At 72.0% G+C, this 12,471-nt stretch carries 12 protein-coding genes; 5 read left to right on the top strand and 7 right to left on the bottom strand.

Features of this window, described 5'->3' with window-relative positions; translation table 11 throughout:
* The 3 genes from FNH04_RS29555 to FNH04_RS29565 form a co-directional block, all read left to right on the top strand.
* Window positions 1–497, top strand: a 497-nt coding sequence (locus FNH04_RS29555) for a cupin domain-containing protein (RefSeq protein ID WP_228031687.1), incomplete at its 5' end; no start/stop codon positions are given.
* Window positions 494–895: a rhodanese-like domain-containing protein gene (locus FNH04_RS29560; protein ID WP_322724186.1), complete on the top strand. Its 402-nt coding sequence runs from the start codon at window positions 494–496 to the stop codon at window positions 893–895. The genes FNH04_RS29555 and FNH04_RS29560, both read left to right, overlap by 4 nt.
* A gap of 116 nt (window positions 896–1,011) precedes the next feature.
* On the top strand, window positions 1,012–1,404 hold the full coding sequence (locus FNH04_RS29565; RefSeq protein ID WP_152788842.1) for an SgcJ/EcaC family oxidoreductase: 393 nt from the start codon (window positions 1,012–1,014) through the stop codon (window positions 1,402–1,404).
* A 13-nt stretch (window positions 1,405–1,417) separates the two neighbouring features.
* On the opposite strand, the gene recX is transcribed toward FNH04_RS29565, so the two are convergent.
* The 4 genes from recX to FNH04_RS29585 all read right to left on the bottom strand — a co-directional run bounded on the left by recX (window position 1,418) and on the right by FNH04_RS29585 (window position 5,264).
* Window positions 1,418–2,287, bottom strand: a complete 870-nt coding sequence (gene recX / locus FNH04_RS29570; RefSeq protein WP_322724188.1) for a recombination regulator RecX — start codon at window positions 2,285–2,287, stop codon at window positions 1,418–1,420.
* A gap of 9 nt (window positions 2,288–2,296) precedes the next feature.
* Window positions 2,297–3,424, bottom strand: coding sequence for a recombinase RecA (gene recA / locus FNH04_RS29575; protein WP_152788843.1), 1,128 nt, complete (start codon window positions 3,422–3,424; stop codon window positions 2,297–2,299).
* Window positions 3,425–3,696: 272 nt separating this feature from the next.
* Window positions 3,697–4,977 carry an AI-2E family transporter gene (locus FNH04_RS29580; RefSeq protein ID WP_386574927.1) on the bottom strand — a complete coding sequence of 427 codons (1,281 nt, stop codon included), beginning with the start codon at window positions 4,975–4,977 and terminating at the stop codon, window positions 3,697–3,699.
* Between the two features lie 92 nt (window positions 4,978–5,069).
* Window positions 5,070–5,264, bottom strand: coding sequence for a DUF3046 domain-containing protein (locus tag FNH04_RS29585; RefSeq protein ID WP_152788844.1), 195 nt, complete (start codon window positions 5,262–5,264; stop codon window positions 5,070–5,072).
* 79 nt (window positions 5,265–5,343) lie between these two features.
* Here FNH04_RS29585 and FNH04_RS29590 point away from each other — a divergent pair, with 79 nt between their 5' ends.
* A complete protein-coding gene (locus FNH04_RS29590) occupies window positions 5,344–6,282 on the top strand; it encodes a hypothetical protein (RefSeq protein WP_152788845.1) in 939 nt (312 codons plus the stop codon).
* A 48-nt stretch (window positions 6,283–6,330) separates the two neighbouring features.
* Here FNH04_RS29590 and FNH04_RS29595 read toward each other — a convergent pair whose 3' ends face one another.
* Genes FNH04_RS29595 through FNH04_RS29605 form a run of 3 tightly spaced genes read right to left on the bottom strand, consistent with a single transcriptional unit; the run spans window position 6,331 to window position 8,263 of the window.
* Window positions 6,331–6,639: an AzlD domain-containing protein gene (locus FNH04_RS29595; RefSeq protein ID WP_322724189.1), complete on the bottom strand. Its 309-nt coding sequence runs from the start codon at window positions 6,637–6,639 to the stop codon at window positions 6,331–6,333.
* Complete coding sequence (locus FNH04_RS29600; RefSeq protein ID WP_322724191.1) at window positions 6,636–7,403, bottom strand: AzlC family ABC transporter permease; 768 nt, start codon at window positions 7,401–7,403, stop codon at window positions 6,636–6,638. Before FNH04_RS29600 ends, FNH04_RS29595 begins: the two co-directional genes overlap by 4 nt.
* A gap of 26 nt (window positions 7,404–7,429) precedes the next feature.
* The gene (locus FNH04_RS29605) at window positions 7,430–8,263 is read right to left on the bottom strand and encodes an AraC family transcriptional regulator (protein WP_152788846.1); all 834 of its coding nucleotides are present in this window, start codon (window positions 8,261–8,263) and stop codon (window positions 7,430–7,432) included.
* 258 nt (window positions 8,264–8,521) lie between these two features.
* Between FNH04_RS29605 and FNH04_RS29610 the strand changes: the two genes are divergently transcribed.
* Window positions 8,522–12,471 (top strand): DEAD/DEAH box helicase (locus tag FNH04_RS29610; protein ID WP_152788847.1); only part of this gene is annotated, 3,950 nt, incomplete at its 3' end.

Below are 12,471 nucleotides of genomic sequence, written 5' to 3' on the forward strand. Positions count from 1 at the left end.
CCTCCGCCCCGACCCCGGCGGACCTGCTCGCCTTCGCGCGCCGTACAGCCGCCGACGCCGGGCTGATCGCCTCACTCCCCCTCGACCCCGAAGGCCGCACCTGGGTCCGCCTCGACGGCCCTCACGGAAGCGAGGCCTGGCTGATCGGCTGGCCGCCCGGCACCGGGACGGGCTGGCACGATCACGCCGACTCGGTGGGCGCCTTCGTCACCGCAGCCGGCGAACTGACGGAGAACTCGCTCGCCGCCCGACTGCCCACCGACGCCTGGAAAACCCTGGAACTCACCGAGGGCGTGGACCGCGTACGGCGGTTGCCGGCCGGCAAGGGCAGGTCGTTCGGCCGTCACCACGTGCACGAGGTGCTCAACGAGTCCACCGAGCGGCACGCGGTCTCCGTCCACGCCTACTACCCGCCCCTGCCCCGGATCCGCCGCTACGGCCGTACGGGTCAGGTGCTGCGGCTGGAGCAGGTCGAGCGCCCGGAGGACTGGCAGTGAGCACCCACCACGAACGCCCCGTCGGCATCGACGAGTTGCTGGAGCGGGTCCGCGAGGGACTCGACCGGGTCGAACCGGAGGAGACGTACGAGGCCGCCCGAGCCGGCAAGGCACTCCTGGTCGACATCCGCTACGCCGCCCTGCGCGACCGCGACGGTCTGATCCCGGGCGCGCTGGTCGTCGAACGCAACGAACTGGAGTGGCGCCTCGACCCCCAGGGCAGCCACCGCGCCCCCGAAGCCACGAGCCACGACCTCCGCATCGTGGTCATCTGCAACGAGGGCTACGCGTCGAGCCTCGCCGCCGCGTCCTTGCGGCAGTTGGGGCTGCACCGCGCCACCGACCTCGTGGGCGGCTTCCAGGCGTGGAGGGCGGCGGGGCTCCCGGTGTCGGGGTAGGCAGAGAGCGCAGGCAGAGCAACAGGCGGCAGCGCAGACAGTCGGCAACGGTCCGGGTGATCTCGGTGGCTACGGCTCTTGACCTCAAGTTCACTTGAGGTCCCAGAGTGTTCCGCATGAACACCGAGACCGCGGACATCAAGGCCATCGAGCAGGTGGTCGCCACCGTCGAGCGCACCCAACGCGCCAGGGACGCTGAGGGATTCCTCGCGCTCTTCCATCCCGACGCCCTCTGGACCACCGGTCACGGCAAGGTCCTCATCGGCCTCGACGCGATCGCCGAGTTCACCCGCGCCGTACTGCCCACCGCGAACTGGGACGGTGAGGTCACCTACGAGGTGGTCCACACGCAGTTCCTGCGTCCCGACGTGGCGGCCGTCAAGGTCCGGCAGGTCTACCACTCGGCAGAAGGCGACACTGAGGGTGCGCCGCTGTACGTCATGACCAAGCAGGACGACGAGACCTGGCTGCTGCACGCCTGCCAGAACACCGAGGTCCGAGCCGACTAGAACGGGGCCGCAGTCAAAAGCCCTCGTCCTCCCACCCCTCCGTACCCTCCCCCTCTTCCTCCAGCGCCTGGCGGACAACCCGCAGGGCCATCCCCTCGGGATACCCCTTGCGGGCGAGCATGCCGGCCAGGCGCCGGAGGCGCTTGTCGCGGTCGAGGCCACGTGTGGCGCGCAGCTTGCGGGCCACGAGCTCCCGTGCCGTGACCTCCTCCTGCTCGGAGTCGAGCTGGGCGACCGCCTCGTCGACGAGGGCCGCGTCGATGCCCTTGGTCCGCAACTCCCGGGCCAGGGCCCGCCGGGCCAGTCCCCGGCCGTGGTGCCGGGACTCCACCCAGGCGTCCGCGAACGCGCTGTCGTCGATCAGGCCGACCTCCTCGAACCGTGACAGCACCTCGGCCGCCACGTCCTCGGGGATCTCCCGTTTGCGCAACGCGTCCGCGAGCTGCTTCCGCGTGCGGGGGGTCCCGGTGAGCAGGCGCAGACAGATCGCCCGCGCCCGCTCAGCCGGGTCCCCTTGGGGCTCCCCCTTCTCGGCCCTCGACGAGGTAGGGGAGCCCCCGTCCTGCGGGCCACCGGACGGCTCACCGAAGCCACGCCGACGGCGCCCCCGACGACGGTCATGCCCCCCGCGCAGGCCGTCGCCGCCGTGAGCACGAACGCCGTCCCCATGACCGGCCTCACGGCCGTCCGCGTGGTCCCCGTACGCGCCCATCGGCCGGCCACCGGTGTCCGGTATCCCGCTCCCGCCATACGCTCCGCCTCCGGCTCCGGCGACGCCCACTGCACCCCTTTCGTCCCCGTCGCCCCCGCGCCCCCGGCCCGCGGGGGCGACGGGGTGGGCGTACTCGCCCCGGTCCGTTCGCCGCGCTTGTGAATCAGGCACAGTACGGGGCTAGCTCTTGGCGGTCGCGGCCTTGGACTTGGCGGCCTTGGCCGCCGGCGCGGGCGCCGTCTTCGCGGCACCGTCCGCGGCCGCGCCCGCACCGGCCGCGGCCGCGCCCGGATCGGCGGCGGGCTCCTCCGGCCGGACCCCGACGCCCAGCTTTTCCTTGATCTTCTTCTCGATCTCGTTGGCGAGGTCGGGGTTGTCCTTCAGGAAGTTGCGCGCGTTCTCCTTGCCCTGGCCGAGCTGGTCGCCCTCGTACGTGTACCAGGCGCCGGCCTTGCGGACGAAGCCGTGCTCCACGCCCATGTCGATCAGACCGCCCTCACGGCTGATGCCCTGCCCGTAGAGGATGTCGAACTCGGCCTGCTTGAAGGGCGGCGCGACCTTGTTCTTGACGACCTTGCAGCGGGTGCGGTTGCCGACCGCCTCCGTGCCGTCCTTCAGGGTCTCGATACGGCGGATGTCGATACGCACGGAGGCGTAGAACTTCAGCGCCCGGCCACCGGTCGTGGTCTCCGGGGAGCCGAACATCACACCGATCTTCTCGCGGAGCTGGTTGATGAAGATCGCGGTGGTCTTGGACTGGTTGAGCGCGCTCGTGATCTTCCGCAGGGCCTGGCTCATCAGACGGGCCTGCAGACCCACGTGGCTGTCGCCCATCTCGCCCTCGATCTCCGCGCGCGGGACGAGCGCGGCGACGGAGTCGATGACGATGAGGTCGAGGGCGCCGGAGCGGACGAGCATGTCCACGATCTCCAGAGCCTGCTCGCCGTTGTCCGGCTGCGACAGGATCAGGTTGTCGATGTCGACGCCGAGCTTCTTCGCGTACTCGGGGTCGAGGGCGTGCTCCGCGTCCACGAAGGCGACCTGGCCACCGGCCTTCTGCGCGTTCGCCACCGCGTGCAGGGTCAGGGTCGTCTTACCGGAGGACTCCGGTCCGTAGATCTCCACGACGCGGCCACGCGGCAGGCCTCCGACGCCGAGCGCCACGTCGAGGGCGGTCGACCCGGTCGAGATGACCTCGATGGGCTCCATCGACCGCTCGCCCATGCGCATGACCGCGCCCTTGCCGAATTGCCGTTCAATCTGTGCGAGCGCGGCGTCGAGCGCCTTCTCGCGGTCGGTTCCTGCCATGGGTTCCACCCGGTTTGCTTGAGTCGATCGCTTCACGTCAAAGACGCTAACGCCTGCCACTGACAATGCGCCCTGACGCCCGTCCGGCCTGTGGATAACTCGGGCACTTCTCCGCGAAAACCCTGCCGAAATCCCCGCCGCGAGCCTCGCCGGAGCCTCCATAAGAATGGATGTTCGATTTTTGTGTCAAGCGCCACACGATCCCCGGGGGGGGGGACCCGTTCGTCGCTTCCGCTCCTGAGGGAGAGGTGATCGGATGACGCCGGACGGCGTCAGGAGGCACCGTTCTCCGGCTCCGGTGTCGGCTCCGGTGTCGGCTCAGGCTCCGATGCCGGCTCACGCTTCGGTTCCAGCAGTCGCCGCACGCGGTCGAGAACACTGCCCGGACTCCGTCTGCGGTGGCCGTGCACCCGGGGATCGTCCGTGACGTCGTACCGCTTCACATACGCCCCCAGGAACGCCTGCAGGGTGGCGACCGCCGGAATGGCGACCAGCGCCCCGACGGCGCCGAGGAGGGCGGTGCCCGTGATGACCGACCCGAAGGCGACCGCCGGGTGGAGGTCCACGGTCTTGGCGGTCAGCTTGGGCTGCAGCACGTAGTTCTCGAACTGCTGGTAGATCACCACGAAGATCAGCACCCACAGCGCGTACCAGGGGTTGACCGTGAAGGCGATCAGCATCGGCAGGGCGCCCGCGAGATAGGTGCCGATGGTGGGGATGAACTGCGAGACCAGGCCGACCCAGACGGCGAGCACCGGGGCGTAGTTCACCCCGAGGTACTCCAGCAGGATGTAGTGGGCTATCCCTGAGATCAGCGCCATCAGGCCGCGCGAGTACAGATAGCCGCCGGTCTTGTCGACGGCGATCTCCCAGGCGCGCAGCACCTCGGCCTGCTTGGACGGCGGCAGTACGGAGCACAGCGCGCGCCGCAGCCGGGGGCCGTCGGCGGCGAAGTAGAACGAGAACAGCCCGATCGTCAGCAGCTGGAAGAGACCGCCCAGGACCTGCGCGGAGACGTCCAGGACACCACTGGCGCTGTTCTGCACATACCGCTTCAGCCAGTCGGAGCGGAGCAGGCCCTCCTGGATGTCCACCCGCTTCAGCTCGGTGTGGAACGTGGTGTTGACCCAGCTGATGACGGAGTCGAGGTACTCCGGTATGCCCTCGATCATCCTGATGATCTGGTCCGCGAGTATCGATCCGAGCAGAGTGACGAATCCCGCGGCCACGACCAGCACGCCGAAGAAGACGAGGAAGGTGGCGAAGCCCCGGCGCAGGCCCTTCGAGGCCATCCAGCTGACCGCGGGTTCCACGGCGAGCGCGAGGAAGAACGCGATGAGGATGTTGATCAGCAACCCGATGAGCTGGTGGAACGCCCAGCTGCCCAGCTGGAACACCGCCACCAGCGAGAGCGCCAGCACCATGGCGCGCGGCAGCCAGCGCGGCATGCGGGCGCGCTCGATGCCGTCACCGGCCGGGGGCCGCGTGGGCGGGGTGGTGCCGGACGGGGATGCGTGCTGGTCGACCTGCGCGGTCTCATCGGTGGGAGCCACGGACCAAGTCTCACCCACACGGCCGACAATCGGTCCTCGCCCCAGGATCTACGGGCCGGCAATCAGCGACCGCCCGTCGCTTCCGGCCTGATTCAGCGCTTTTCGTCCGGAACATCCATGGTCGCGCACACCACGCGCCACACGTCCTTGGCCTCCCAGCCGGCGTCGAGCGCCTCGTGCACGGTGCGACCGCCGAGGTCGGACATCACGTGGTCGCGCGCGAAGGTGTCGGCGTACCTCGCGCCGAAGTGATCCGCCATCCGCTGCCAGAAGACCGTCAACCGCATGACTCCAGTATCCCGCCCCAGGGGGTGGGACGAGCCGGGACGGCCTGTCGAGACCGCTTTGCGCCCTACGGTCTGTCGCATGGCCGAAACAGGAGCATCCCCACTCCCCCCGAAGCCCTCGGCGCCCAGCCCGCTCTCCCGCGCGGAGCAGTTCGTCTGGCTCACCGCACGCGTGCTGGAGCAGCGCCGCTTCGCGTTCCACTTCCTGGGCGGGAGCGCCGACGCCGTGGAGGTCGCGCTGGCCGCCTATCGCAACGAGGACGAGGGGTACGGCCACGCGCTCGAACCCGATCTTCGGGGACCGGTGAGCCAGCCGCTGCACACCGGGCACGCACTGCGCGTCCTGGACTCGATCGGGCGCTGCGGCGGGCAGCGGGTGGAGCGTGTGTGCCGCTATCTGACCTCCGTGTCGACCCGGGAGGGCGCCCTCCCGGCGATCGACCCCGGCCGGCGGGGCTATCCGGCGGCCCCCTTCATCCGGGTCGTCGACGATCCGCCCGGCGAACTCCTCGCCACAGGCCCGGTGGTGGGCCTGCTGCACCGCAACCAGGTATGGCACGCGTGGCTGTTCCGGGCCACCGACTTCTGCTGGCAGGCGGTCGATTCCCTGGAGAAGTCGCACCCGTACGAGGTCGAGGCGGCCGTGGCCTTCCTCGACTCCGTGCCCGACCGCTCGCGCGCGGAGGCGGCCGCCGACCGGCTCGGCCGTCTGGTCCGCGAACACCGTCTCGCCGCGCTGGACCCGGGGCGCCTGGAGGCGTACCCGGTGTCGCCCGGCTACGCCCAGGGCGAGCACCACTTCCCGTACGACTTCGCACGCACTCCGGACTCCCTCGCGCGCGCGTGGTTCACCGACGAGGAGATGAACCGCTCGCTGGACTTCCTGCTCAGCGAACAGCAGGAGGACGGCGGCTGGCCGGTCCGGTGGCGCCAGTGGGCCCCGGGCACCGTCCTGGAGAGCCGCCCGATCGTCACGATCGAGGCCCTGCGCACGCTCTGCGCGTACGGCCGTCTGTAGCCCGGTCGCGGTGGGCATGCACGCGCGCGTGGGTGCCCACCGGGGCGGTCAGCCCGTCATGGCGCGTACTCCGGCCGTCACCACCACGGCGGCGGCCACGACGAGCAGGAAGGGAGCGCGCAGCAGCAGCGCGAGCGCCGCCGCGGCGAGCCCCGCGGCCTTCGCGTCCAGCACGAGGACGCGCCCGTCGGCGAAGGTCTGCTGAGCCGTGAGAGCGGCGAGCAACGCCACGGGCAGCAGCGCGGCCAGTCGCCGGACGAGCGGCCGCTCCAGCACGCCCTCGGGGACGAGAAGCCCCACGAGTTTGACGGCGTAGCAGCCGACCGCCGTCACTCCGATGGCGATCCAGATGTTCACCGGCCCGTCCCCCGCGCGTCGTCGTCCATCGGCATGCCGCCGTCGTCCATCGCCGCCCTGCGACGCCCCCGCACCCACAGGACGGCCGGTGCGGCGAGCGCGGCCACGAGTACCGGCACCCCCGCGGGCAGCACAGGCAGCAGGCCCAGCACCAGCACCACGGCGAGGCACGCCACGGCCCGCTCGACGGCGGTCCTCACCATCGGCGCGAGCAGTGCGAGGAAGACGGCGGGGCCGGCGGCGTCCAGCCCCCACGCCTCGATGTTCCCGAGGGCTTCGGCCCCCACCGCGCCGAGCAGCGTGGTGAGGTTCCACAGCACGTACAGGCTCAGCCCGGTGACGGTGAAACCGATCCGCGCGGCCCGCCGCGAGGGCTGGGCGAGCGCCACGGCGGCGGTCTCGTCGATGACCCACTGCGCGGCGAACGGCCGTACCGCGCGCGGGAGGGCCAGCAACTGGGAGAGGCGCAACCCGTAGAAGGCGTTGCGCACGCCCAGGAAGAAGGCCCCCGCGGCCGCCGTGAGCGGATTGCCCCCGGCCGCGAGCGCCCCGACGAGCGCGAACTGGGACGCCCCGGTGAACACCAGGAGACTGAGCGCACAGGTCTGCGTCAGTGTGAGCCCGCTGCCGGCCGAGGTCACCCCGAAGGCGAACCCGGACAGTCCGACGGCGACCCCGACTCCCAGGGCGTCCCGGACGACGGCCGGGTCGGGCTTTGCTCCGCCGCCCCCACTTGTCTCTTCGAGAGCTGTCTGTTCTGCCACGCACCGGACGGTAGGAACACCCGCCCTCACACGTCTTGTACGTTCTTGCGCTCTCTCTGGTACGCGCCCGGGGGCACTCCCACGATCCGGCCGAAATGCCGGCTGAGGTGCGGCTGATCCGTGAAGCCGACAGCGACAGCGACCTCGGCGGGCGCGACCCCCGCGTCCAGCAGCCGCCGGGCCCGCCGCACCCGCGCATCGGTCAGCCATGTGTGCGGCGGCATCCCGTACATGTCGCGGAACGCCCTCAACAGGGCGAACGGGCTTGTCCCCAATTCGCCGGCGAGCCGCTCCAGAGTCGGCGGATCGACCATCCGCTCCTCCAGCACGGCACGCGCGCGTGCGGCCGTACGAGCGCCCGCGGTGCGCGTGATCCGCTGGGGCATCGGCCCGCCGTTGAGGCGCAGCAGGCGGGTGACGACCACCCTGAGCAGGGTGTCGGCGGCCAGCGCGTTCCCCTCGTCCGTGGCCCGCAGCACCTCGTGCACCAGCCCGGCGGAGTACGGATCGTCGAGCACCGGGCTGCTGAAGCCGGGCGTTCCCCGGATCACTGTGGTCTCGGCGGCGATCTCCGCCACGAGTTCCGGCGACGGATAGACCGCACCGTACTGCCACCCCTCGGGCCCACCCGCACGCCCCGTGTGCGGCGTATCGGGATTGACCAGTGCCAGCGCCCCGGGCCCCGCGTACTGATCGGCTCCGCCGTGGTGAAAGACCTCCACCCCGTCGGCGATCGCCGCGATGACGAAGTTCTCATGCGTGTGCCGCACGAACCGCTTCTCGACATACCGCGCCCTCAGCAGATCGACACCGGGCAACTCCCCGTACCGCCAGTGCCGCGCCCGCTCAGAACCTGCCATTCCCCCATTCTCGGGGAACCGCATACCGACTCAGGAGGCCGGTCGGCATCCGCCCCCACGCACACGGCAGCCTCGTACGGACCAAACGGCAGCCGCGTACGGGCCAAAGGGGATGGGCCGTGGCTGTCCGCCCGCGGCGGCCGGCGTGCGCCACCGAGCACCTCACGCACCCACAGACCCGCCGGAGGCAACCCGCCCAACCGTCGGAGAAACTCCCAGGTCAGGCCCACTGTCAGTGCCCGGGTGCAGGATGGTGGCATGGTCCGTTCCGCGCTCGACGCCTTCTCCCCCGCGACCCGCGGCTGGTTCACGGGGGCCTTCCCCGCGCCCACCGCGGCCCAGTCCGGCGCCTGGCAGGCGATCGCCGAGGGCTCGGACGTCCTGGTCGTCGCCCCCACCGGCTCCGGCAAGACGCTCGCCGCCTTCCTCGCCGCCCTCGACCAGCTGGCCTCGACCCCACCCCCCGCCGACCCGAGGAAGCGCTGCCGCGTCCTCTACGTCTCACCGCTCAAGGCCCTCGCCGTCGACGTGGAGCGCAACCTGCGCAGTCCGCTCACCGGCATCCGCCAGGAGGCCGTCCGCCTGGGCCTCCCCGAGCCGGAGGTCAAGGTCGGCATCCGCTCCGGCGACACCCCCGCCGCCGAGCGCCGCGCCCTGTCCACCCGCCCGCCGGACATCCTGATCACCACCCCGGAGTCCCTGTTCCTGATGCTCACGTCGTCCACGCGCGAGGCCCTGACCGGCGTGGAGACCGTGATCCTGGACGAGGTGCACGCGGTCGCCGGCACCAAGCGAGGCGCGCATCTCGCGCTCTCCCTGGAGCGGCTCGACGAGCTCCTGCCGAAGCCCGCCCGCCGTATCGGCCTCTCCGCGACGGTCCGGCCCGTGGACGAGGTCGCCCGCTATCTCTCGCCCCGCCGCCGGGTGGAGATCGTCCAGCCGAAGTCCGGCAAGGAGTTCGACCTCTCGGTGGTGGTCCCGGTCGAGGACCTGGGCGAGCTGGGCGGCTCCCCGGTCGCCGACGGCGGCGAGGCCGCGGAGCGCCCGTCGATCTGGCCGCACGTCGAGGAGCGGATCACCGACCTGGTCCAGGCGCACCGCTCGACGATCGTGTTCGCCAACTCCCGCCGCCTCGCCGAGCGCCTCTGCAACCGGCTGAACGAGATCGCCTACGAACGCGCGACGGGCGAACCGCTCGACGAGCACCACGCCCCGGCCCAGCTCATGGGCGGCTCGGGTGCGGCCCAGGGCGCTCCCCCGGTCATCGCGCGCGCCCACCACGGCTCGGTCTCCAAAGAGCAGCGCGCCCTGGTCGAGGAGGACCTGAAAGCGGGCCGTCTCCCGGCGGTGGTCGCCACCTCCAGCCTCGAACTCGGCATCGACATGGGCGCGGTGGACCTCGTCGTGCAGGTGGAGTCCCCTCCCTCCGTGGCCTCCGGCCTGCAGCGCGTGGGCCGCGCGGGCCACCAGGTGGGCGCGGTCTCCCGGGGTGTGGTGTTCCCCAAGTACCGCGGCGACCTCGTGCAGGCGGCCGTGGTCACCGAGCGGATGCGCAGCGGCTCCATCGAGTCCCTGAGGATCCCCTCCAACCCCCTGGACGTACTGGCCCAGCAGCTCGTCGCGATGACCGCGCTGGACACCTGGCAGGTCGACGACCTCCTCGCCACGGTCCGCCGCGCGGCGCCGTTCGCCTCGCTTCCGGAGTCGGCGTTCACGGCCGTGCTCGACATGCTGGCGGGCCGCTATCCGTCCGACGCCTTCGCCGAGCTGCGCCCGCGCGTGGTGTGGGACCGCGTCGCCGGCACGGTCACCGGCCGCCCCGGGGCGCAGCGCCTCGCCGTCACCTCCGGGGGGACGATCCCGGACCGCGGCCTCTTCGGCGTCTTCCTCGCGGGTGCCGACCCGAAGAAGGGCGGTGGCCGGGTCGGCGAGCTCGACGAGGAGATGGTGTACGAGTCGCGCGTGGGCGATGTCTTCACGCTGGGCACCAGTTCCTGGCGCATCGAGGACATCACGCGCGACCGCGTCCTGGTCTCCCCCGCCCCCGGTGTCCCCGGACGGCTCCCCTTCTGGAAGGGCGACCAGCTCGGCCGCCCGCTGGAACTGGGCCGCGCGGTGGGCGCGTTCCTGCGCGAGATCGGCTCACTGCCCCAGGAGGACGCCCGTCTGCGTCTCGTCGCCGCCGGCCTCGACGCCTGGGCCGCGGACAACGTCCTGTCCTATCTGGCGGAACAGCGCGAGGCCTGCGGCCATGTCCCCGACGACCGCACGATCGTCGTCGAGCGCTTCCGCGACGAGCTGGGCGACTGGCGGGTCGTCGTGCACTCCCCCTTCGGCGCCCAGGTCCACGCCCCCTGGGCCCTCGCGCTGGGCGCGCGCCTGTCCGAGCGGTACGGCATGGACGCCCAGGTCATGCACGCCGACGACGGCATCGTGCTGCGCCTGCCGGACGCCGACCTGATGGGCCTGGACCTCCTCGACCAGGAGCCCATGAAGGCGGGCACGGAATATGACGCCGAGCAGGCGCCCGTGGGCGCGGCGGACGTCGCCTTCGACAAGGGCGAGGTCGACCAGATGGTCACCGACCAGGTGGGCAGCTCGGCCCTGTTCGCGTCCCGCTTCCGCGAGTGCGCCGCCCGCGCGCTGCTGTTGCCCCGCCGCAACCCCGGCAAGCGCACCCCCTTGTGGCAGCAGCGCCAGCGGGCCGCCCAACTGCTCCAGGTGGCGAGCGAGTTCGGCTCGTTCCCGATCGTCCTGGAGGCGGTCCGCGAATGCCTCCAGGACGTCTTCGACGTGCCCGGCCTCGCCGAGCTGATGGGTGACATCGAGTCCCGCAAGGTGCGGCTCGTCGAGGTCACGACCCCGGAGGCCTCGCCCTTCGCACGTTCCCTCCTCTTCGGGTACGTCGCCCAGTTCCTGTACGAGGGCGACTCCCCGCTCGCCGAGCGCCGGGCGGCCGCGCTGTCGCTGGACTCCCGGCTGCTGGCCGAGCTGCTGGGCCAGGCGGAGCTGCGGGAGCTGCTGGACGCCGAGGTCCTGACCGAGCTGGAGCGGGAGCTCCAGTGGCTCACAGAGGACCGCCGCGTCAAGGACGTCGAGGGCGTCGCGGACGTACTGCGGCTGCTGGGCCCGCTCACGGACACCGAGTTGGTGGAGCGCGGCGCCGAGCCGCAGTGGGCCCGGGAGCTGGCCGGGGCCCGCCGCGTCATCCGGGTCCGGATCGCCGGGGCCGACCACTGGGCGGCGATCGAGGACGCGGGCCGTCTGCGCGACGCGCTGGGCACGGCCCTGCCGGTCGGCGTCCCGGAGGCCTTCACCGAGCCGGTCAAGGACCCGCTCGGCGACCTCCTCGCGCGCCATGCCCGCACCCACGGCCCGTTCACGTCGGCCGCGGCGGCAGCCCGTTTCGGCCTCGGGGTGGCCGTGACGGAGGGCGCGCTCCAGCGGCTCGCCGCGAACGGCCGTATCGTCCAAGGGGAGTTCCACCCGGCGGGCATCGGCCAGGAGTGGTGCGACGCGGCAGTGCTGCGCCGTCTGCGCCGCCGTTCCCTCGCCGCGCTGCGGCACGAGCTGGAGCCGGTGCCACCGGCCGCGCTCGCGCAGTTCCTGCCCCAGTGGCAGCACGTGGGGGGCGGCCACGGGCTGCGCGGCATCGACGGACTGGTGCGCGCCATCGAACAGCTCCAGGGCGCCTCGGTCCCCGCCTCCGCCCTGGAGAAGCTGGTCCTGCCGTCGCGGGTCGCGGGTTACACGCCCTCGATGCTCGACGAGCTCACGTCAGCCGGGGAGATCGTATGGGCCGGCGCGGGGGCCCTTCCCGGCAAGGACGGCTGGGTCTCCCTCTACCTGGCGGACACGGCCCCGCTCCTCCTCCCCTCCCCGCACCCGCTGGAGCTGACCGCGCTCCACCAGTCGGTTCTGGACGCCCTGTCCGGGGGCTACGGCCTGTTCTTCCGTCAGATCGCCGACCAGGTCCGCGCCACCACGCACCCCGACGCCACCGATCCCCAACTCGCCGACGCCGTCTGGGACCTCGCCTGGTTCGGCCGGCTCACCAACGACACACTCGCCCCGATGCGCTCCCTCCTGGGCTCGGGCCGCACCGCGGGCTCCACCGCCCACCGCGCCAAGCGCACGGTCCCGCGCGGCCGGTACGGCTCCCTCACCGCCGCCACGCGCCCCCAGTCCCGTACCGGCCCTCCCACGGT

It is taken from the genome of Streptomyces phyllanthi (assembly GCF_009377205.1).
Taxonomy (GTDB): Bacteria; Actinomycetota; Actinomycetes; order Streptomycetales; family Streptomycetaceae; genus Streptomyces; species Streptomyces phyllanthi.